Raw genomic sequence first — 20,156 nt, 5'->3', positions numbered from 1 at the left:
AGGAACCTGACATGGCGAAGACAAGCGCAGTTGAAAAGAACAAGCGCCGCCGTAATACGGTCGCAAACCAGGCCGGCAAGCGTGCTGCCCTGAAGGCGATCATCATGAACCAGGCTCTTCCGATCGAAGAGCGGTTCAAGGCCTCGATCAAGCTGGCATCCCTGCCGCGTGACGGATCGAAGACCCGCATTCGCAACCGTTGCGAAGTGTCCGGTCGTCCGCGCGCTTATTACCGTAAACTGCGTATGTCGCGTATCGCGCTGCGCGAACTGGGCAATCTCGGCAAGGTGCCGGGCATCGTCAAGTCGAGCTGGTAAGGAGCAGGTTAGATGACAATGACTGATCCGTTGGGCGATATGCTCACCCGTATCCGCAACGGCGCTTCGCGTCGCAAGTCGTCGGTTTCGACGCCTGCTTCCAAGCTCCGTGCACGTGTTCTCGATGTCCTCCAGTCCGAAGGCTACATCCGTGGCTACTCCGTCGTCGATTTCGGCAACGGCAAGTCCGAACTGAACATCGAACTGAAGTACTATGAAGGCGCATCGGTGATCCGTGAGATCGGCCGTGTGTCCAAGCCGGGCCGCCGGGTTTATGTCTCGGTCAAGTCCATTCCGCAGGTCGCGAACGGCCTCGGCATCACCATCCTTTCGACCCCGAAGGGCGTGATGGCCGATCACCAGGCTCGCGAACAGAACGTTGGTGGCGAGGTTCTCTGCTCTGTCTTCTAAGACAGCGCAGGGTCTCCATAGCGAACAGACAGGATTGAAACATGTCTCGTATCGGTAAGAAGCCCGTTCAGGTACCTGCTGGGATCACGGCTACGGTCGATGGCCAGAAGGTTACTGCTAAGGGCCCGAAGGGCGAGCTGTTTTTCGTCGCAAACGACGAAATCAGCCTCAAGCTCGAAAACAATGCGGTCGTCGTAACGCCGCTGTCCCAGACGAAGGAAGCTCGTTCGAAGTGGGGCATGTCCCGCACGATGATCGAAAACATCTTCAAGGGCGTTAAGGACGGCTTCGAGCGCAAGCTCGAAATCAACGGCGTTGGTTACCGTGCCTCCCTGCAGGGCAAGAACCTGCAGCTGGCGCTCGGTTTCAGCCACGACGTGGTCTATGAACCGCCGCAGGGCATCACGATCGCTGTGCCGAAGCCGACGGAAATCGTCGTTACCGGCATCAACAAGCAGCAGGTCGGCCAGGTCGCCGCCGAGATCCGCGAATACCGCGGTCCGGAGCCCTACAAGGGCAAGGGCGTCAAGTATGCCGACGAGCGGATTGTCCGCAAAGAAGGCAAGAAGAAGTAAGGATCACGCGAAATGGCTAGCAGGAAAGAAGCACTTGCACGTCGTGCCAACCGCGTGCGCCGTCATCTCAAGTCGGTGGCCAATGGCCGTCCGCGCCTGTCGGTTCATCGCTCGTCGAAGAACATTTACGCTCAGGTTATCGACGATGTTGCCGGCAAGACCCTCGCCGCTGCATCGACCCTCGACAAGGATCTGCGCGGTTCTCTGAAGACCGGTGCTGACACAGCAGCAGCTGCCCTCGTTGGCAAGCTCGTCGCTGAGCGCGCCTCCAAGGCAGGTGTCACTGAGGTCGTATTCGATCGTGGCGCCTTCATCTATCACGGCCGCATCAAGGCCCTGGCAGATGCAGCCCGCGAAAGCGGTCTGACCTTCTAATCAGTTTCCGGCCGAAGGCTCTCGAGCCTCGGCCGGATTTCACCGGGCCGCAAACCGTTCCCTTGGGGAAGACGATGCGGTCCTCATTTTGTTTGCCGATTGCACCCGGAAAAGAAAAAGGAAGAGGACAATGGCACAGGAAAGAAGGCCGCAGCGGGAAGACCGCCAGAGCCGCGAAGAGCGCGATAGCGAATTCGTCGACAAGCTTGTCGCGATCAACCGCGTCGCCAAGGTCGTCAAGGGCGGCCGTCGTTTTGGTTTCGCAGCACTCGTCGTCGTCGGCGACCAGAAGGGCCGCGTAGGCTTCGGCCATGGCAAGGCACGCGAAGTGCCGGAAGCCATCCGCAAGGCAACCGAAGCAGCCAAGCGCGAACTGATCTTCGTACCGCTGCGTGACGGCCGTACGCTGCATCACGACGTTCATGGCCGTCATGGCGCCGGCAAGGTTCTGCTGCGCTCGGCCAAGGTCGGTACCGGTATCATCGCCGGCGGTCCGATGCGCGCCGTTTTCGAAACGCTCGGCGTTCACGACGTCGTCGCCAAGTCGACCGGTTCGTCGAACCCCTACAACATGGTTCGCGCTACCTTCGACGCTCTGAAGCACCAGGTTCACCCGAAGGACATCGCAGCTCAGCGCGGCATCAAGTATGCTACGCTCCAGGCTCGCCGTGCCGCTTCTGGCAACGCCTCTGAAGAATAAGAGGAGCTGACCAATGGCCAAGGCTACCAAGAAGGCTGAAGCGAAGACTGTTACGATCGAACAGATCGGCAGCCCGATTCGCCGTCCGGACGTCCAGCAGCGCACGCTGATCGGTCTCGGACTGAACAAGATGCACCGTCGCCGCACTCTGGAGGACACTCCGGCCGTTCGTGGCATGATCCGTGCAGTCCAGCATCTCGTTCGCGTCGTCGACGAGAAGTGAGTCCGGAGTAACGCTCATGAAACTCAATGAAATTAAAGATAACGAAGGCTCTACCCATAGCCGCAAGCGTCTTGGCCGTGGTATCGGCTCGGGCTCCGGCAAGACCGGTGGTCGTGGTGTAAAGGGTCAGAAGTCCCGTTCGGGCGTTGCCATCAACGGCTTCGAAGGCGGTCAGATGCCCATCTACCGTCGCCTGCCGAAGCGCGGCTTCAACAACATCTTCGCAGCCGACTATGTCGTCGTATCGCTGGCACGCATCCAGGCTGCCATCGACGCCGGCAAGCTCGACGCGAAGGCGACCATTGATGCGGCTGCTCTGAAGGCTGCCGGCGTCATCCGTCGCGCCAAGGACGGCGTTCGCGTTCTTGCCGATGGCGAGCTCAAGGCCAAGATCACCCTCGAAGTTGCAGGCGCTTCCAAGCCTGCCGTCGAGAAGATCGAAAAGGCTGGCGGCACGGCAACGCTTCTTTCTGCCGCAGCGGCAGAATAATAAACTGATGATATATCGCCCGGGGTGCTTCACACCGGGCGATTTTGCTCCCATATGTGAGCCTCACAAAAACCTACTTGGACGCATCCGCGTCGAGACGGTAAGACTGAAAACGAGGGTGAGGCATAGGGTTGCGCCAGCGATCCGTCCGAAGCCCGGTTTTTAAAAGAAATTCATACTGATTCCGGTGCCGGCCGACTCGAGAGCGCCCGGAATTGGTAGCGCGGAGAAACGCATGGCTTCTGCAGCGGAACAACTGGCTTCAAACCTCAATTTTTCGACCTTCGCCAAAGCCGAGGATCTTAAGAAGCGCCTGTGGTTCACACTGGCAGCTCTCCTCGTCTACCGGTTGGGTACGCATATTCCGCTTCCGGGCCTCAATCCACAGGCATACGCCCAGGCCTTCCAGGGCCAGGCTGGCGGCATTCTCGGCCTCTTCAACATGTTCTCGGGCGGCGCCGTACAGCGCATGGCGATCTTCGCGCTCGGCATCATGCCCTACATCTCCGCTTCGATCATCGTGCAGCTCATGACCTCGGTTGTGCCGGCGCTCGAAAACCTGAAGAAGGAAGGTGAGCAGGGTCGCAAAATCATCAACCAGTATACCCGCTACGGCACCGTCATCCTTGGTGCCCTGCAGGCTTACGGCATCGCCGTCGGTCTTCAGAGCGGCAATGGCCTTGTCGTCGATCCGGGCTGGTTCTTCAAGATTTCCACCGTTCTGACGCTGCTCGGCGGCACCATGTTCCTGATGTGGCTCGGTGAGCAGATCACCTCGCGCGGCATCGGCAACGGCATTTCGCTGATCATCTTCGCAGGCATTGCCGCTGGTCTTCCGACCGCTCTTGCCGGCACGTTGGAGCTCGGCCGTACTGGCGCGCTGTCGACGAGCCTCATTCTGCTCGTCATCGTCGTCGCGATCGCGGTCATCGCCGTGATCGTCTTCGTCGAGCGTGCGCAGCGCCGTCTGCTGATCCAGTATCCGAAGCGCCAGGTCGGCAACCGCATGTTCCAGGGTGATACCTCGCACCTGCCGCTGAAGTTGAACACTTCGGGCGTCATCCCGGCTATCTTTGCATCTTCGCTGCTGCTTCTGCCGGCGACGCTCGCAGGCTTTGCCAGCACGACGGCGATGCCCGCCTGGGCGACCTCCATCGTTGCAGCGCTTGGCCACGGCCAGCCGCTTTACATGGTGCTCTATGCTGCCCTCATCGCCTTCTTTGCCTTTTTCTACACGGCCATCGTCTTCAATCCGAAGGACACGGCCGATAACCTGAAGAAGCATGGCGGCTTTGTCCCGGGCATCCGCCCGGGTGATCGCACTGCCGAATATATCGACTACGTGCTGACCCGTATCACGGTGATCGGCGCTATCTATCTCGTCTTCGTCTGCATCCTGCCTGAGATTCTTGTGTCGCAAACCGGCATCCCATTATCCCTTGGTGGGACTTCGCTTTTGATCGTGGTTAGCGTAACTCTTGATACGGTGGCACAGATCCAGGGCCATCTGATCGCACAGCAGTACGAAGGCCTGATCAAGAAATCGAAGCTGCGTGGAGGAAAGAGGGGGCGATGAGACTTATACTTTTGGGGCCGCCGGGCGCGGGTAAGGGGACCCAGGCCCAGCGGATCGTGGAAAAGCATGGCATTCCGCAGCTTTCCACGGGTGACATGCTGCGCGCCGCCGTTCAGGCCGGTACTGAAGTCGGCAAGCGTGCCAAGGCTGTCATGGACGCCGGAAATCTGGTCTCGGACGAGATTGTTAATGCCATCGTCTCCGAACGAATCGATCAGCCCGATTGCGCCAACGGTTTCATCCTCGACGGCTTCCCGCGCACGCTCGTGCAGGCAGATGCCACAGAGGCGATGCTGAAGGCTAAGGGTCTCGATCTCTCGGTCGTCATCGAATTCCGTGTCGACGACAAGGAACTGGTCCGCCGCGTGGCAGGCCGTTACTCCTGCGCCGAGTGCGGCACCGTCTATCACGACTCGGACAAGGTCCCGGTTAAGGAAGGCGTCTGCGACAAGTGCGGTTCGACCCACTTCAAGCGTCGTCCCGACGACAATGCCGAGACCATGACCAAGCGTCTCGAGGTCTATTACAAGGAAACCTCGCCGCTGATCGGCTACTATTATGCCAAGGGCAAACTGAAGTCCGTGGATGGCATGGCCGAAATCGATCAGGTTACCACCGAGATCGAACGCATTCTTTCCAAGCTTTAAAGCTTTGAAAATAAACTTCGCGGGAGCGGTTGCTTTTTTGCACTGATTCCGCTAAACCGCGCCAACTCGCGACATTCCCTGCGATCGGCGCGGATTTCCCGAAGGAAATCCGGGTTCGATCGTTTTGTGATGTTACGAACCCGAATTTAATCGAGCGGCCTTTGGCTGCATAACGAAGCCCTATTGCCGGATGGCAACTGGAATGCAAGGAGAACAGGCGTGGCACGTATCGCTGGCGTCAACATCCCGACTGCAAAGCGCGTCGTCATCGCGCTGACCTACATTCACGGGATTGGATCGAAATTCGCGCAGGAAATCGTCGAGAAGGTCGGTATTCCGGCTGATCGCCGCGTTCATCAGCTCACGGACGCTGAAGTCCTTCAGATCCGCGAAACCATTGACCGTGACTATCACGTCGAAGGTGATCTTCGTCGCGAAACCTCGATGAACATCAAGCGTCTGATGGACCTCGGCTGCTACCGCGGCCTGCGTCACCGTCGTGGCCTTCCAGTCCGCGGTCAGCGCACGCACACCAATGCCCGCACCCGCAAGGGTCCGGCAAAGGCGATCGCTGGTAAGAAGAAGTAATTTCCGGGAAACCGGAGTGGGGAGGCTGGCGGTCTGCGCCGGCCTCTTTTGAGTTTGGAGCGGGGTCATATAGGCGCCGTTCCGGTGTAGCCGCTGGGATTACGGCGGTGAAGAGATCAACGAAAGGAATACCATGGCTAAGGAAGCCGTCCGCGTTCGCCRTCGCGAGCGCAAGAACATCTCGTCGGGTGTCGCTCACGTCAACTCGACCTTCAACAACACGATGATCACCATCACCGACRCGCAGGGCAATGCGATTGCTTGGTCGTCTGCTGGCGCTAAGGGCTTCAAGGGCTCACGCAAGTCGACCCCGTTCGCTGCCCAGATCGCTGCCGAAGACTGCGCCAAGAAGGCTCAGGAACATGGCATGAAGTCGCTGGAAGTCGAAGTCTGCGGCCCGGGTTCCGGCCGTGAATCGGCTCTGCGCGCGCTCCAGGCTGCCGGTTTCATGATCACGTCCATCCGCGACGTGACCCCGATCCCGCACAATGGCTGCCGTCCGCGCAAGAAGCGCCGCGTCTGATCATCGCTATCGTCACTGGTGAGCGCCTCGGCGCTCCCGGTGGTTTTCAAGCTCGGTTGCCACGATTGGATGGTGGCAACGAACGGAAGGCAAAATTATGATTCAGAAGAACTGGCAGGAATTGATCAAGCCGAACAAGGTGGAGTTCTCTTCGAGCTCGCGCACCAAGGCGACTCTCGTTGCAGAGCCGCTTGAGCGCGGTTTCGGCCTCACCCTCGGCAACGCGCTGCGCCGCGTTCTGCTCTCCTCTCTGCGCGGTGCCGCTGTTACGGCCGTGCAGATCGACGGCGTGCTGCATGAATTCTCCTCGATCCCGGGCGTTCGCGAGGACGTTACGGACATCGTGCTCAACATCAAGGAAATCGCCATCAAGATGGATGGCGACGATGCCAAACGCATGGTCGTGCGCAAGCAGGGTCCGGGTGTTGTAACGGCTGGCGACATCCAGACGGTCGGCGATATCGAGATCCTCAACCCCGAGCATGTCATCTGCACGCTCGACGAGGGTGCCGAGATCCGCATGGAGTTCACCGTCAACAACGGCAAGGGCTACGTTCCGGCTGAGCGCAATCGTGCGGAAGATGCTCCGATCGGCCTCATCCCGGTGGACAGCCTCTATTCGCCGGTCAAGAAAGTGTCCTACAAGGTTGAAAACACCCGCGAAGGACAGGTTCTCGACTACGACAAGCTGACCATGTCCATCGAAACCGATGGCTCTATCTCCGGTGAAGATGCCGTCGCTTTCGCGGCTCGCATCCTGCAGGACCAGCTTGGCGTCTTCGTCAACTTCGACGAACCGCAGAAGGAAACCGAAGAAGAGGCAGTCACCGAACTGGCCTTCAACCCGGCGCTCCTCAAGAAGGTGGACGAGCTCGAACTGTCCGTTCGTTCGGCAAACTGCCTGAAGAACGACAATATCGTCTACATCGGCGACCTCATTCAGAAGACCGAAGCAGAAATGCTCCGCACCCCGAACTTTGGTCGCAAGTCGCTCAACGAAATCAAGGAAGTTCTCGCTTCCATGGGCCTGCACCTCGGCATGGAAGTGCCTGCATGGCCGCCGGAGAACATCGAAGATCTCGCCAAGCGTTACGAAGACCAGTATTAAGAAACAAGAAGGCAGGCTTTTTACGGCTGCCTTTCCCCGTCAAACAGCAGGCCTATCGCCTGCATGTGCCAGGAAACGGCAGGCCCGGTTAGCGTAAGGGCACCTGCATTAAAGGAGAATAGCAATGCGCCATGGTAAAGCCGGCCGCAAGCTGAATAGAACTGCAAGCCACCGCAAGGCGATGTTCGCCAACATGGCGGCTTCGCTCATCACCCACGAGCAGATCGTCACGACCCTGCCGAAGGCCAAGGAAATCCGTCCGATCGTCGAGAAGCTCGTCACCCTCGGCAAGCGCGGCGACCTGCACGCTCGTCGTCAGGCTATTTCGCAGATCAAGGACGCTGTCGTCGTCAACAAGCTGTTCGACACGATCGCCTCGCGTTACGCAACTCGCAACGGCGGCTACCTGCGTATCATGAAGGCCGGCTTCCGCCAGGGCGACAACGCTGCTCTCGCTGTCATCGAATTCGTTGACCGCGACACCTATGCAAAGGGCGCAGCCGACAAGGCTCGCGTCGCTGTTGAAGAGCAGTCTGTCGCTGCCTAAGATTTTCCGGTTACGGAAACAGGAAAGCCGGGCTTTGCCCGGCTTTTTTCGTTTGTGCGTTTGAGCCCGCTTCTGTTCAAGCTTTGTCAAGCGGCTGATTGATCATGGCTTCGATATTGTAGCCATCGGGATCGAGAATAAAGCAGGCATAATAATCGGGCGCGTAGTCCGGGCGTGGGCCAGGTGCGCCATTATCCCGCGCGCCGGCTGCTAGAGCGCTTTGATAGAACGCATCGACTTCAGCCCTGTTCTTGGCTCGAAAAGCGACGTGGACGCGTGTCAGAGGCGAGGCGCTATCGGCCTGCTGGATTTCGAACAGGCAACCATTGCCGATATCGAAGGCCCAGAACACGTTCTCCTTCCCGAAGGACAATGTGTATCCCAAGGGTGCGAAGGCTCTTTCGTAAAAGAGCCTGCTCTTTGTGAGGTCGCTTACAGCGACGGTGATATGGTCAATCAAGCTTGGCACTCCTTATGAGCTCATAGGGGTGGCGAAATAAAAGCCGGTCCGGCGTTCGCTCCACACATGTCCTGGTTTTCTGCCCGTTTTCGGAAATTCATTCAGGCACGTGGATCTTGTGTTTGATATGCTTGAGGTTCGCAACGATCGTAAAGGTCATGATCACCAGCAGGCACCACGAACTCCACTTGCCGATATGCACGGTCGACCACGCGCCGATCTGGTTTGGATAGCGCCACACGCCGAAGAAGGTGCTGATATTCTCCGCAAGCCAGATGAAGAAGCCGATCAGGACGAAGGCGAGAAGCAGGGGCATCTTGCGGTCTTGATCATAGGGCCTGAAGATGACTGTGGTGCGCGCATAAAGGCCGAGCGTGCAGGCGGCGATATACCAGCGATAATCGCCGATATAGTGATGGGTGAAGAAGTTGGCGTAGATCGCCAATGCCGTGAGCCCGGCCATCCAGTAGGATGGATGGTGTCTTACACGCAGATCAAACAGGCGCCAGGCCTGGATGACATAGCTGCCGACGGCCGCGTACATGAAGCCGGAAAACAGCGGGACGCCGAAGAGCTTCGTATAGGCGAAATCCGGATAGCTCCAGGATTGGATGCTGCCGGACGTCTTGAAGACCTCCAATGCAAAACCGACCACATGGAAGACGGAAATCGCCTTCAACTCATCGATGGTCTCGAGTTTTGCCCAGACCATCCAGGCCTGGATCGCAAGAGCGATAATCAGCAGCAGATCGTAGCGCGGGATACCGACGAGGCCTGCACGCGGCACCAGAAAAACCGACAGAAAAAACAGACCCGCGAAGAGGCATGCCCGCGCTTCCTTGACTCCGAAATAGAAGAATTCGACGACGAAGCGTTCGATGCCATTGCGCGGAAGATCGGCCGGTCGGTCGATCAGATGCCTGTCCAGTAGAGGGAGCAATCCTTGAAGTGCGGCAACTTTCGGCATGTTCTTGCGAGTGATCCCGAGACTCGTTTCGAAGCAGTAGGAAGCTATCAGGCTCAGCTAGGCCAGGACAGCGCCGGCTTGATAATTTGCTGCATCGCAATTAGGCGTTCAAATCAGTTGAGATCATGGTGGTCGATTGCAATTGAGCGGAACGATTCAAGGCAGGCAGTTACAGCGCCTCGCAGCCCTATTCCTGATCATCATTTCGGGCCTGCTGCTCAGGCGCTTCGGCTACTCCGTCGATCTGCCCTTCGTCGTCGTCAAATATGGTGGTTCGCTGCTTTGGGGATCGATGGTGTATTTCCTGCTGGCATTTGCTGTTGGAGGCCTTAGTACAAGAATTCGGCCTGCAGGAATTGCCACCATCGCACTCGCTGTCGCCATATGCGTCGAGCTCTTCCGGCTCTACCACACCCCCTGGCTCGATGCCTTCAGATTGACGACCGCAGGCGCCTTGCTGCTAGGGCGGGTATTCTCGCTCTGGAATATTGTCGCATACGCTTTCGGAATAGCGGCCGCTTATGCGCTTGATCCGGCGCGTAGGCAATCATCGCCTTCGAGGCCCTAACGCGGCGTTACGAAGCCGATGAAGCCACGGCGCGGCCGCCACGTGCTCGTCCTTGCCCTTGCCCCTTCTTCCGGCTCCGCCCGATCGGCTTGTAGGAGCGATAGAGGATCAGCGCGATGATCAGGCCGACATAAATATACTGTTCGAGGTCGAGGATCTTCGTGGACAGTGCAAAGTGCAGCGCGGCACAGGCACCGATGATGTAGATGAGGCGATGCAGCCAGATCCAGTTCTTGCCGAGCCGGCGGATCGAGAAATTATTGGATGTGACGGCGAGCGGCACCAGCATCGCCAGTGCGCCCATGCCGAACATGATGAAGGGGCGCTTCACCACATCGTTGATGACGGCCGCGATATCCAGCGCCTGATCGAGCACCATGTAGACGGTGAAATGCATCAGTGCGTAGTAGAAGGTCAGAAGGCCGAGCGCGCGGCGATAACGCAGATAGTTCCAGCCGAGGAGATCGCGGGCAGGGGTAACGGCAAGCGTCAGGATCAGGAAACGGATGGTCCAGATGCCCAGGAAAAGCTCGAAGGTTTTCACGGGATCGGCACCGAGCTGATCTGTCGCGCCGAGATAGAAATACCAGGCGGCGGGCGCGAGCCCGACGACATAGAGCAGCCAGACGGACGCCGGCTGCCAGCGCTTCGGAATGGCGAGCGAAAACGCCGTCATCAGAAATTGACCCTCAGATCCATGCCGTCATAAAGGCTGGCAACTTGGTCGGCATAGCCGTTGAAGGGCAGGGTGGGGTGGCGGTTGGCGCCGAAGAAACCGCTTTCGCCGATGCGCCGCTCGGTCGCCTGGCTCCAGCGCGGATGGTCGACTGCAGGATTGACGTTGGCATAGAAGCCGTATTCCTGCGGGTTTGTCACCTGCCAGGTATTCTTCGGCTGCTGATCGGTGAGCGTTATGCGTACGATCGACTTGATGCCCTTGAAACCATACTTCCATGGCACGACGAGGCGCACCGGCGCGCCATTCTGGTTCGGCAGCGTTTCGCCATAGAGCCCGACGGCGAGCAGCGTCAGCGGGTGGCGTGCCTCGTCCATGCGCAGGCCCTCGACATAGGGCCAGTTCAGCGACTGGAAGAGGCCGGCTTGGCCGGGCATCTCTTCGGGGCGCACAACGGTCTCGAAGGCGACATATTTGGCGCTGCCCTGCGGCTCCACCTTGTCGAGAAGTGAAGCAAGCGGAAAGCCGTTCCACGGAATGACCATCGACCAGGCTTCCACGCAGCGCATGCGATAGACGCGCTCCTCGATCGGGAATTCCTTCATCAGCGCCTCGATATCGAAGGTGCCGGGCTTGTTGACCATGCCGTCGACCTTAATCGTCCAGGGCAGCGGCTTGAACTTGCCGGAAAGTGCTGCGGGATCACCCTTGTCGAGACCGAATTCGTAGAAGTTATTGTAGGTGGTCACGTCCTTGATCGGCGTCAGCTTCTCATCGACCGTGTACTTGCTCTTGACGGTCGTCAGTGCTGCCGCACTCGCCTTGCCGGCGCCGTAGAGGGCGATCGCGCCAAACGTCGCAGCGCCGAGAAATTCCCGGCGCTTCAGGTAAACCTCGCGCGGCGTGATTTCCGAGGAGCGGATTTTGGGCGGACGATAGGCTGGCATATCGAATTCCTCCTGGGCGGGGCGGCCCGTGTGAATCTTTAGACGCAGATAGCGCGCTTTGGATCAGTGTGTATGCCTTGAATCTTAGAGACGAAAAGCCAATTTTTTGTGTTCGTCCGTGATGGAATAGACCGTAACAAAAGTGCCCTAGTATTCGTATATGCCTGATGGTGCCGCCCGTACCGCTTTGGGCATTCCCGGTAGTGACAGCTTGGGCCGATTGGATTAGGACAGTTCCAAAAAGCAGCGACTGCCCGGCCTTCGCAAATCACTTGCCGCCCCGCATCGCGAGACAATTCCTGGATATTGAGGAAGACACCGATGCCAGCTTATCGTTCCAGAACCACGACCCACGGCCGCAACATGGCGGGCGCGCGCGGCCTTTGGCGCGCCACGGGCATGAAGGACTCGGATTTCGGCAAGCCGATCATCGCTGTGGTGAACTCCTTCACACAGTTCGTCCCCGGTCACGTTCATCTCAAGGATCTTGGCCAGCTCGTCGCCCGCGAAATCGAAGCGGCCGGCGGCGTTGCCAAGGAATTCAACACGATCGCCGTGGATGACGGTATCGCCATGGGTCATGACGGCATGCTCTATTCGCTGCCTTCGCGCGAACTGATCGCCGACAGCGTCGAATACATGGTCAACGCCCACTGCGCCGACGCCATGGTCTGCATCTCCAATTGCGACAAGATCACCCCCGGCATGCTGATGGCCTCGCTGCGCCTCAACATACCCACGGTCTTCGTATCCGGCGGCCCGATGGAGGCCGGCAAGGTCGTCCTGCATGGCAAGACCCATGCGCTCGACCTCGTCGATGCCATGGTCGCTGCTGCCGACGACAAGATCTCCGATGAAGACGTCAAGATCATCGAGCGTTCGGCCTGTCCGACCTGCGGTTCATGCTCCGGTATGTTTACCGCAAACTCCATGAACTGCCTGACGGAAGCGCTGGGCCTGTCGCTGCCCGGCAACGGTTCGACGCTTGCAACGCACGCCGACCGCAAGCGGCTCTTCGTTGAGGCCGGCCACCTGATCGTCGATCTCGCTCGCCGTTATTACGAGCAGGAGGATGAGAAGACCCTGCCGCGCGTGATCGCCTCGAAGCAGGCTTTCGAGAATGCCATGGCGCTTGATATTGCCATGGGCGGCTCCACCAATACCGTTCTGCACATTCTGGCGGCTGCGCACGAGGGCGAGGTGGATTTCACCATGGCCGACATCGACGCGCTGTCGCGCCGGGTTCCCTGCCTTTCCAAGGTCGCGCCGGCCAAGTCCGACGTTCACATGGAAGACGTCCATCGCGCCGGCGGCATCATGTCGATCCTGGGCGAACTCGATAAGGGTGGCCTCCTCAATCGCGACTGCCCGACGGTTCATGCAGAAACGCTGGGCGATGCAATCGATCGCTGGGACATTACCCGCACCAACAGCGAAACCGTCCGCAAATTCTATCGCGCGGCTCCCGGCGGCATCCCGACACAGGTTGCCTTCAGCCAGGAAGCCCGCTGGGACGAACTGGACACCGACCGCGTCGGCGGCGTCATCCGCTCGGTCGAGCATCCCTTCTCCAAGGATGGTGGCCTTGCAGTTCTCAAGGGCAATCTGGCGGTCGACGGCTGCATCGTGAAGACGGCCGGCGTCGATGAATCGATCCTGAAGTTCTCCGGCCCGGCCAAGGTCTTCGAAAGCCAGGATGCGGCCGTCAAGGGCATTCTCGGCAACGAGGTCGTGGCCGGTGACGTCGTCGTCATCCGCTATGAAGGTCCGAAGGGCGGCCCCGGCATGCAGGAAATGCTCTATCCGACGAGCTACCTGAAGTCGAAGGGTCTCGGCAAAGCCTGCGCGCTGATCACCGACGGCCGCTTCTCCGGCGGCACCTCCGGTCTCTCTATCGGCCACGCTTCACCGGAAGCTGCTAACGGTGGCGTCATCGGTCTCGTGCGCCAGGGCGACATGATCGACATCGATATCCCGAACCGCACCATCAGCCTGCGTGTCAGCGATGCGGAACTTGCCACCCGCCGCGCCGAGCAGGATCAGAAGGGCTGGCATCCGGCCGAGTCGCGCAAACGCAACGTCTCGACCGCGCTCAAGGCCTATGCGGCCTTCGCAACCAGCGCTGATCGCGGCGCTGTACGTGATCTGAACGCGCGATAAGCCGATTTATTGTGGATCCCCTGATTGCAAATCAGGGGCTTTTTCTTTTTCACAGATGTCGTGTCTCTGCCGGTACGGTCCACCAGCTGTTATTCCTGCCATCGAAATACTGCACCGGCGCCTCGGCAAGCTCGGCGGGATCGAGATCGTCAAGGCAGGCGAGATTGATCGAGACATAAGCGCCGCCCATTGCCTCGATGTAACCGTCGCCATATGCAGGTACCCCACAATTGGCGCAGAAGCGATGATGGCCCGAAAAGGTTCCGAACTGATAATCGCTGATGCCTGTTTCCTCGCACAACAGGCGGAAATCCTCTGGCTTGATGTTCGTGCCCCAGTAGCGGAGCTTCCAGCAGATCGAGCAATTGCACTTTCCCGTCCCGGCCTGAATGTCGATATCGGCCTCGTAGCGGATCCGGCCGCAATGGCAGCTTCCGTGATAGGTCTTCTTCATATGCTCCTCCTTGCGAGTTGCTGCATCATATGACAACATATTGTCATTATTAACACATGACAATATGTTGTCAATATGACGAGAAAACGTACGCCTGATGGCGATGCCTTTGCCGCCCTCTCCATCGCCGTGATCCGCCTTTCCGCCCACTTGCAGGCTGAAGGCGACGCGCTTGCCAAACCTGCCGGGCAGACCAGCGCGCGCTGGCAGGTGCTTGCTGCTGCCGACCACGCGCCGATGTCGGTTGCCGATACGGCGCGTGCGCTCGGTCTTGCCCGCCAGGGCGTGCAGCGGATCGCCGATCTTCTTGAAGGAGAGGGGCTGATTACCTACCGGGCCAACCCGGTCCACCAGCGTGCCAAGCTGATGGAACTGACCGAGGCGGGGAGGAGGGCGCTTGCCGACATCTCCGGCCGCCAGGCTGTCTGGGCAGACGAACATGGCGCTACCTATGGCGAGGAACGTCTGCGCCAGGCCGCAAGCCTCATCAACGAGATGATTGCCGATTTCCAGGGCGGCCGGGGAGATCAAGACTGAACCCTTAGAGGGGCCGATTGATGTTTTTGTAGGTCTCGCCGAGCTGCTTCAACCGTTCCTGATAGGCAGCACCAATGCAGGCAGCATCCGCGCCACAGGCCTGCCGCTTCTTCAGCCACGCGGTCTGCTCGTCCTGCAGCGTACCGCGCGCGCCCATGGCCAGCAGTCCCGACAGCAGCTCGAAGGTCGTCACCATCTTCACATCAGCGTCGTTGAGCGACCGGTTCTCACAGATCACCTTCTCATCTGGCTGCAGCTCCTTTGCATCGCAGTTGAAGCTCGCTGCCTGCGCGCCTTGTGGTGCAAACGTGAGAAGCGTGGCGCAGGCTGCTGCTAATAGGATGGTGGTCTTCATGGTCTCTCCTGCTGCAAGGACACTCTGTTTCGGTCTCACGGCAAAGATGATGCAGGTCCGTTTTATGGCAAGGATCAAACCCGTCCGCCGGCTTTGAGGACGTTGTCCCTGCGCGGTGACTATGTCCTGCTTTTGAGCTTAGATATCAGTAACCTGCTTGATTTTCCTGATTCAAATTCCCAAATCCGCGATGCCTCGATCTTCCATGCTTCCGCCCTCTTTCCTTTCTAGCGTCGGGCGCTACAACATTTTTCTTGAGAGCATTTCAAAAGGATTCCCATGCAAGGCCTGTTTAAACACGCCTCCGTTTCTCTTCTGGCATTCACGCTCCTGCTGCCGGCGGTCGCCGAAGCGCAGACCAAAACCGTGCCGGAAAGCCAGATGCAGATGCAGCTTTCCTTCGCGCCGCTGGTCAAACAGACCTCGGGTGCCGTGGTGAATGTCTATGCCGAAAAGACCGTCCAGCGTCAGTCGCCCTTTGCCGGCGACCCCTTCTTCGAACAGTTCTTCGGCCAACAGATGCCGAACCGTTCCGAGAAGCAGTCTTCGCTTGGCTCCGGCGTCATCGTCGAAGCGAACGGCACCGTGGTGACCAACAATCACGTCGTCGAGGGCGCCGATGATATCAAGGTGGCGCTGTCCGACGGCCGCGAATTCCCTTGCAAGGTGGTTCTGCGTGACGACCGCGTCGATCTCGCGGTGTTGAAGATCGACAGCAAGGCGGATTTCCCGACACTGCCGATCGGCAATTCCGATGCGGTGGAAGTAGGCGATCTCGTGCTGGCGATTGGCAATCCCTTCGGCGTCGGCCAGACCGTCACCAGCGGCATCGTTTCGGCGCTTGCCCGCAATCAGGTGGTCAAGAACGAGTTCGGCTTTTTCATCCAGACGGATGCCTCGATCAATCCCGGCAATTCCGGCGGCGCGCTGATGAACATGAAGGGTGAGTTGATTGGCATCAACACGGCGATCTTCTCGCGCGGCGGCGGCTCGAACGGTATCGGCTTTGCCATTCCAGCCAATCTCGTCAAGGTCTTCCTGACCTCGGCCGATTCCGGCGTCAAATCCTTCGAGCGGCCCTATATCGGTGCGAGCTTCGATCCGGTGACCTCTGAGGTCGCCGATGCGCTCGGCCTCGACAAGGCGCGCGGTGCGCTGATCGCCAAGGTCACGGCGGATAGCCCGGCAGCCAAGGCCGGCCTCAAGGCGGGCGAGGTCATCACCGCCGTCGATGGCGTCTCTGTCGAACATCCGGATGCGCTTCTCTATCGATTGACGACGGCCGGCCTCGGCAGGTCGGTCAACCTGACGGTCATGGAGAACGGGCGCGAGCAGCAGATAACGCTTGCCCTTGCCCGCGCGCCGGAAACCCAGCCTCGCGATCAGCGCACGATCGGCGGACGCACGCCCTTTACCGGTGCGGTCGTGGAAAACCTTTCGCCGCGTGTGGCCGATGAACTGAGGATGCCGCTCGATTCGGCGGGTGTGGTTATCTCCGATGTCGAGGGCGGGTCTCCTGCTTCCCGGCTCGGCTTCGAGCCGAAGGATATCATCGTTTCCATCAATGGGGCCGAAGTGAAAACCAGCCGCGACCTGCAGGAGATCGCCGATTCCGATCCCAGCCTCTGGCGGGTCGAGATCGAACGCGATGGTCAGCGTATCAGGCAGTTCTTCCGATGAGTGACGATCTCTTCGCGCCGCGTGTTCCGGAAGAGGTCGCCAGCCGGCGGCCGCTTGCCGATCGCCTGCGGCCGAAGACACTTGGCGACGTCACCGGTCAGGAACATCTGACCGGTGAGGATGGCGTTCTGCGCCGGATGATCGAGAGCGGCTCTCTTGGCTCCATGATCTTCTGGGGGCCGCCAGGAACCGGTAAGACGACGGTCGCGCGGCTGCTGTCGGGCGAGGCGGGTCTGGCGTTCGAACAGATCTCGGCGATCTTCTCCGGCGTTGCCGATCTCAAGAAGGTGTTCGAGGCCGCCCGCATGCGCCGCATGGATGGCCGCCAGACGCTGCTCTTCGTCGACGAGATCCATCGCTTCAACCGCGCCCAGCAGGACAGTTTCCTGCCGGTCATGGAGGATGGCACAGTCATCCTCGTCGGCGCGACGACGGAAAACCCGTCCTTCGAGCTCAACGCCGCTCTTCTGTCGCGCGCCCGGGTGCTGACCTTCAAGTCGCATGACGAAGAGAGCCTCGAGGAATTGCTGAAACGTGCCGAGACGGTCGAGGGCAGGCTACTGCCGTTGACCGAGGACGCACGCGCCAGCCTGATCCGCATGGCTGATGGCGATGGCCGCGCGGTGCTGACGCTGGCTGAAGAAGTCTGGCGCGCCGCTCGCGAGGGCGAGACCTTCGATACCGAAGGCCTGACGCGCATCGTCCAACGCCGGGCGCCTGTCTACGACAAGGCGCAGGACGGCCATTACAATCTGATCTCGGCGCTTCACAAGTCGGTCCGCGGCTCCGATCCCGATGCCGCCCTCTACTACCTTGCACGTATGTTCGATGCCGGCGAGGATCCGCTCTATCTCGGCCGGCGGCTGGTGCGCATGGCGGTGGAAGATATCGGCCTTGCCGATCCGCAGGCGCTGGTAATCTGCAACGCTGCCAAAGATGCCTATGACTATCTCGGTTCGCCGGAAGGCGAGCTGGCGTTCGCGCAAGCTTGCGTCTATCTCGCGACCGCCCCGAAATCCAATGCCGTCTATACCGCCTTCAAGGCGGCGACGATGGCCGCCAAGCAGAATGGCTCGCTCCTGCCGCCGAAGCATATCCTCAACGCGCCGACGAAGCTGATGAAGGGCGAGGGATATGGCGATGGTTACCGCTACGACCACGATGAGCCGGATGCATTCTCAGGCCAGGATTATTTTCCCGAAAAGATGGGCCGCCAGACTTTTTACGATCCGCCGGAACGCGGTTTCGAACGCGAGATCCGCAAACGGCTGGACTGGTGGGCAAAACTTCGCAAGGAGCGCAATCCGCGCTGAGATCAGGCAGCGCTAATGTCAGGCGCGCTTCTGTGCGGCCGGAGCGGTGATCAGCTTGACGGAAGAATCCGCCAGCCCGTGATGGCCTTCCATGTCGACGACGATATGCCAGTGGCCGCTCTCGGGGATGGCGAGCCTGATCGGCGACTTGCGCGCGATACCGCCGATATATTTGAAATCGAGCACTTCGGTGAACCGCTGGAAGTTCGGAGCCGTCATCAGCCGCACATTGTTCACGGCGCTCAGAGACACCTCGACGATCGTTCCGGCGCGCTGTTCCTTGATATCGTAATGGGTGAAGCGGAAGTTCGGTTTCGGCATTGGTCTCGCGGCACATATAGTCTCTGCAAGCGGGACTCTATCAGGATGGCAGTTAAGGAAAAGTTGGAAATCCTGGGCCTGGTGCCGCTCCTGCTGTTTCAAAATGGCAGGAACGGCACAGTATTTAGTGGATATTGCCGGTGTTACGCGCAAGAGGTGCAAAATCGAGCACTATGCCCGTTGCGGCGCGGCAGATCTCATCGGGATTGTGGTTGCACTCTTCCGCGGCGAAATGAAGGGCCGCGGCTTCATTGATGAAGAGACCGCCGACGAGCCCCTCCCGATCCTGGACGATCCAGCGGCCGCCCTTGTCGCGACCGACGGTGAAGCGAGCCGGACGAGGAGTGAGAGGAGCCGAAATCTGCCGGCGTTGCTGTGCATTTGCCATTGTCGTGATCCTCGATCCGCGCTTACTGGGAAATAAGATGGAAGCTCATCTGCACGAGCCCGGCGAAAGCCATAACGGCGCCGAGCCGCGGTGCGACGGCAACCAGGCCGGCAAACAGCGGATGGGAGGGATCGGCCGCATGGGCGCTTACGCCACGTTGCAGCGGGTCGGTCTTGGCATTGATATCAGTCAGGCGTGACATCGTTTGTCCTTTCGAAGTCTAACTCAACCGCCGTTTGAGTGTCGCGGCGGTGTCACGCTCATCAAGATAGATGCTGGCGGATAGGGTTTCCATTTGGCGCCGGAAGCGAAAATATTAAAATCTCATAGGGATAGCGCCATGCGCTGAGCGCTGCCGCCGACAAAAGGAGAAAGCGCAGCTACGATCGCGAAGCGGCTTTCGGCCTCTGCCGGTACGAGTGGCAAGCGAAGATCGGGCTCCGTGCCGCGCAGAACCTGCAGCGCATATTTCAGCCGGGCTGGATCACTCTCCGAACCCAGTGCAGTCACGAGCGGATTCAGCCTGTCGCTGAGCGCCAGCGCTGCGGAAATATAGCTCCCATGGGCCGCCTGCTGCAGCGATGTGACGAGACGCGGGAGGATATTGGCAGCCGCCGACACGATGCCGTCGCCACCCGCCAGATGAAAAGAAAGCGCCGCTCCGTCATGGCCGGACAGGAAACGGAAGCGGTGCCGCAGCGCCGCCGGCACGTTGGCGAAGCGGGCGATATCCCCGGTAGCATCGATGATGGCGACAATCGCTTCGAGTTCGGCAAGTCGCTCCAGCGTTTCCACCGTCAGGTCACTCGCCGTGCGTGCGGGCGCATTCTCGATCAGAACAGGCAGATTGCTTGCCGCAGCGATTTGCTGGAAATGATGCAGAATGCCCTTCTGCCCTGGCTTGGAATAATAGGGTACGGTGATAAGCACAGCGCGGGCACCGCGTTCTTCCGCATCCCGGATAAACGCGATCGTACTCTCGGTGCAATTGGTTCCGGCCGCGGCGATCACCGGAATACGGTCCGCCGCGGCCCGGATGCAGATGTCGAGCACCATGCGGCGTTCCTGTGGTGAGAGGCTCAGCCCTTCACCCGCCGCCGTGCAGAGAGCGAGTCCATCGACGCCGCTCAGCACCTGCCATTCAACAAGGGCTTCCAATGCTGCGCCATCGACTTCGCCGTTGCGGAACGGCGTGACGAGCGCAGTGATCGCGCCACCCGGGCGCAGTCTTCCCATGCTGTTCATGATGG

Annotated in this window: 28 protein-coding genes; 18 read left to right on the top strand and 10 right to left on the bottom strand. The window is 59.5% G+C overall.

The window, feature by feature from the left end:
* Window positions 1–11 precede the first annotated feature (11 nt).
* The 13 genes from rpsN (at window position 12) to rplQ (ending at window position 8,080) form a co-directional block, all read left to right on the top strand.
* Complete coding sequence (gene rpsN, locus AC1DTN_RS22545) at window positions 12–317, top strand: 30S ribosomal protein S14 (RefSeq protein WP_007812880.1); 306 nt, start codon at window positions 12–14, stop codon at window positions 315–317.
* A gap of 12 nt (window positions 318–329) precedes the next feature.
* On the top strand, window positions 330–728 hold the full coding sequence (gene rpsH, locus AC1DTN_RS22540; RefSeq protein WP_004674934.1) for a 30S ribosomal protein S8: 399 nt from the start codon (window positions 330–332) through the stop codon (window positions 726–728).
* 41 nt (window positions 729–769) lie between these two features.
* Window positions 770–1,303, top strand: a complete 534-nt coding sequence (gene rplF, locus AC1DTN_RS22535; protein WP_439014701.1) for a 50S ribosomal protein L6 — start codon at window positions 770–772, stop codon at window positions 1,301–1,303.
* A 12-nt stretch (window positions 1,304–1,315) separates the two neighbouring features.
* Window positions 1,316–1,678, top strand: a complete 363-nt coding sequence (gene rplR, locus AC1DTN_RS22530) for a 50S ribosomal protein L18 (protein ID WP_113297886.1) — start codon at window positions 1,316–1,318, stop codon at window positions 1,676–1,678.
* Window positions 1,679–1,808: 130 nt separating this feature from the next.
* A complete protein-coding gene (gene rpsE / locus AC1DTN_RS22525; protein ID WP_007812885.1) occupies window positions 1,809–2,378 on the top strand; it encodes a 30S ribosomal protein S5 in 570 nt (189 codons plus the stop codon).
* Window positions 2,379–2,391: 13 nt separating this feature from the next.
* Entirely contained in the window at window positions 2,392–2,601 is a 210-nt protein-coding gene (rpmD, locus tag AC1DTN_RS22520) for a 50S ribosomal protein L30 (RefSeq protein ID WP_007812887.1), read from the top strand.
* Window positions 2,602–2,617: 16 nt separating this feature from the next.
* The gene (gene rplO, locus AC1DTN_RS22515) at window positions 2,618–3,091 is read left to right on the top strand and encodes a 50S ribosomal protein L15 (RefSeq protein ID WP_113324621.1); all 474 of its coding nucleotides are present in this window, start codon (window positions 2,618–2,620) and stop codon (window positions 3,089–3,091) included.
* A 235-nt stretch (window positions 3,092–3,326) separates the two neighbouring features.
* Window positions 3,327–4,667 (top strand): preprotein translocase subunit SecY, encoded by a 1,341-nt coding sequence (secY, locus tag AC1DTN_RS22510; RefSeq protein ID WP_113324622.1) that lies wholly within the window; start codon window positions 3,327–3,329, stop codon window positions 4,665–4,667.
* On the top strand, window positions 4,664–5,314 hold the full coding sequence (locus tag AC1DTN_RS22505) for an adenylate kinase (protein ID WP_113324623.1): 651 nt from the start codon (window positions 4,664–4,666) through the stop codon (window positions 5,312–5,314). Before secY ends, AC1DTN_RS22505 begins: the two co-directional genes overlap by 4 nt.
* A 219-nt stretch (window positions 5,315–5,533) precedes the next feature.
* Window positions 5,534–5,902: a 30S ribosomal protein S13 gene (gene rpsM, locus AC1DTN_RS22500; RefSeq protein ID WP_439014703.1), complete on the top strand. Its 369-nt coding sequence runs from the start codon at window positions 5,534–5,536 to the stop codon at window positions 5,900–5,902.
* Between the two features lie 133 nt (window positions 5,903–6,035).
* Window positions 6,036–6,425, top strand: coding sequence for a 30S ribosomal protein S11 (gene rpsK, locus AC1DTN_RS22495; RefSeq protein ID WP_477922658.1), 390 nt, complete (start codon window positions 6,036–6,038; stop codon window positions 6,423–6,425).
* Window positions 6,426–6,522: 97 nt separating this feature from the next.
* Window positions 6,523–7,533, top strand: a complete 1,011-nt coding sequence (locus AC1DTN_RS22490) for a DNA-directed RNA polymerase subunit alpha (RefSeq protein WP_007812895.1) — start codon at window positions 6,523–6,525, stop codon at window positions 7,531–7,533.
* A gap of 124 nt (window positions 7,534–7,657) precedes the next feature.
* Complete coding sequence (gene rplQ, locus AC1DTN_RS22485; RefSeq protein ID WP_477922657.1) at window positions 7,658–8,080, top strand: 50S ribosomal protein L17; 423 nt, start codon at window positions 7,658–7,660, stop codon at window positions 8,078–8,080.
* A 76-nt stretch (window positions 8,081–8,156) separates the two neighbouring features.
* Here the strand turns inward: rplQ and AC1DTN_RS22480 are convergent, their stop codons facing one another.
* Together AC1DTN_RS22480 and AC1DTN_RS22475 are read right to left on the bottom strand one after the other, a co-directional pair.
* Window positions 8,157–8,540, bottom strand: coding sequence for a VOC family protein (locus tag AC1DTN_RS22480; RefSeq protein WP_477922656.1), 384 nt, complete (start codon window positions 8,538–8,540; stop codon window positions 8,157–8,159).
* A gap of 97 nt (window positions 8,541–8,637) precedes the next feature.
* Complete coding sequence (locus AC1DTN_RS22475; protein ID WP_477922653.1) at window positions 8,638–9,507, bottom strand: DUF817 domain-containing protein; 870 nt, start codon at window positions 9,505–9,507, stop codon at window positions 8,638–8,640.
* Window positions 9,508–9,649: 142 nt separating this feature from the next.
* Here AC1DTN_RS22475 and AC1DTN_RS22470 point away from each other — a divergent pair, with 142 nt between their 5' ends.
* Window positions 9,650–10,075: a ribosomal maturation YjgA family protein gene (locus AC1DTN_RS22470; RefSeq protein WP_477922652.1), complete on the top strand. Its 426-nt coding sequence runs from the start codon at window positions 9,650–9,652 to the stop codon at window positions 10,073–10,075.
* Window positions 10,076–10,082: 7 nt separating this feature from the next.
* Here the strand turns inward: AC1DTN_RS22470 and msrQ are convergent, their stop codons facing one another.
* A complete protein-coding gene (gene msrQ, locus AC1DTN_RS22465; protein WP_477922650.1) occupies window positions 10,083–10,751 on the bottom strand; it encodes a protein-methionine-sulfoxide reductase heme-binding subunit MsrQ in 669 nt (222 codons plus the stop codon).
* Window positions 10,751–11,698 carry a protein-methionine-sulfoxide reductase catalytic subunit MsrP gene (msrP, locus tag AC1DTN_RS22460; protein WP_477922649.1) on the bottom strand — a complete coding sequence of 316 codons (948 nt, stop codon included), beginning with the start codon at window positions 11,696–11,698 and terminating at the stop codon, window positions 10,751–10,753. Before msrP ends, msrQ begins: the two co-directional genes overlap by 1 nt.
* 321 nt (window positions 11,699–12,019) lie before the next feature.
* Here msrP and ilvD point away from each other — a divergent pair, with 321 nt between their 5' ends.
* Window positions 12,020–13,858 carry a dihydroxy-acid dehydratase gene (gene ilvD, locus AC1DTN_RS22455; RefSeq protein ID WP_477922648.1) on the top strand — a complete coding sequence of 613 codons (1,839 nt, stop codon included), beginning with the start codon at window positions 12,020–12,022 and terminating at the stop codon, window positions 13,856–13,858.
* 49 nt (window positions 13,859–13,907) lie between these two features.
* On the opposite strand, the gene AC1DTN_RS22450 is transcribed toward ilvD, so the two are convergent.
* Window positions 13,908–14,312, bottom strand: coding sequence for a GFA family protein (locus AC1DTN_RS22450; RefSeq protein ID WP_113324630.1), 405 nt, complete (start codon window positions 14,310–14,312; stop codon window positions 13,908–13,910).
* Between the two features lie 75 nt (window positions 14,313–14,387).
* Here AC1DTN_RS22450 and AC1DTN_RS22445 point away from each other — a divergent pair, with 75 nt between their 5' ends.
* Complete coding sequence (locus tag AC1DTN_RS22445; RefSeq protein WP_113324631.1) at window positions 14,388–14,849, top strand: MarR family winged helix-turn-helix transcriptional regulator; 462 nt, start codon at window positions 14,388–14,390, stop codon at window positions 14,847–14,849.
* Between the two features lie 4 nt (window positions 14,850–14,853).
* Here the strand turns inward: AC1DTN_RS22445 and AC1DTN_RS22440 are convergent, their stop codons facing one another.
* Window positions 14,854–15,204: a lysozyme inhibitor LprI family protein gene (locus AC1DTN_RS22440; protein WP_439014710.1), complete on the bottom strand. Its 351-nt coding sequence runs from the start codon at window positions 15,202–15,204 to the stop codon at window positions 14,854–14,856.
* Window positions 15,205–15,483: 279 nt separating this feature from the next.
* On the opposite strand from AC1DTN_RS22440, the gene AC1DTN_RS22435 reads away from it, so the two are divergent.
* Window positions 15,484–16,884: a DegQ family serine endoprotease gene (locus AC1DTN_RS22435; protein WP_439014711.1), complete on the top strand. Its 1,401-nt coding sequence runs from the start codon at window positions 15,484–15,486 to the stop codon at window positions 16,882–16,884.
* Window positions 16,881–18,197, top strand: a complete 1,317-nt coding sequence (locus AC1DTN_RS22430; RefSeq protein WP_439014712.1) for a replication-associated recombination protein A — start codon at window positions 16,881–16,883, stop codon at window positions 18,195–18,197. Before AC1DTN_RS22435 ends, AC1DTN_RS22430 begins: the two co-directional genes overlap by 4 nt.
* 18 nt (window positions 18,198–18,215) lie before the next feature.
* On the opposite strand, the gene AC1DTN_RS22425 is transcribed toward AC1DTN_RS22430, so the two are convergent.
* From AC1DTN_RS22425 to dapA, 4 genes are all read right to left on the bottom strand, one after another.
* The gene (locus AC1DTN_RS22425) at window positions 18,216–18,518 is read right to left on the bottom strand and encodes a DUF1883 domain-containing protein (RefSeq protein ID WP_113183301.1); all 303 of its coding nucleotides are present in this window, start codon (window positions 18,516–18,518) and stop codon (window positions 18,216–18,218) included.
* Between the two features lie 124 nt (window positions 18,519–18,642).
* On the bottom strand, window positions 18,643–18,906 hold the full coding sequence (locus AC1DTN_RS22420; protein ID WP_037106596.1) for a hypothetical protein: 264 nt from the start codon (window positions 18,904–18,906) through the stop codon (window positions 18,643–18,645).
* A gap of 22 nt (window positions 18,907–18,928) precedes the next feature.
* Window positions 18,929–19,108: a hypothetical protein gene (locus AC1DTN_RS22415; protein ID WP_113324636.1), complete on the bottom strand. Its 180-nt coding sequence runs from the start codon at window positions 19,106–19,108 to the stop codon at window positions 18,929–18,931.
* Window positions 19,109–19,230: 122 nt separating this feature from the next.
* On the bottom strand, window positions 19,231–20,151 hold the full coding sequence (dapA, locus tag AC1DTN_RS22410) for a 4-hydroxy-tetrahydrodipicolinate synthase (protein ID WP_442206357.1): 921 nt from the start codon (window positions 20,149–20,151) through the stop codon (window positions 19,231–19,233).
* Between the last annotated feature and the right edge of the window lie 5 nt (window positions 20,152–20,156).

This window comes from Rhizobium sp. 01T444, assembly GCF_056398305.1.
This window is presented reverse-complemented; position numbering and strand designations above follow the sequence as displayed.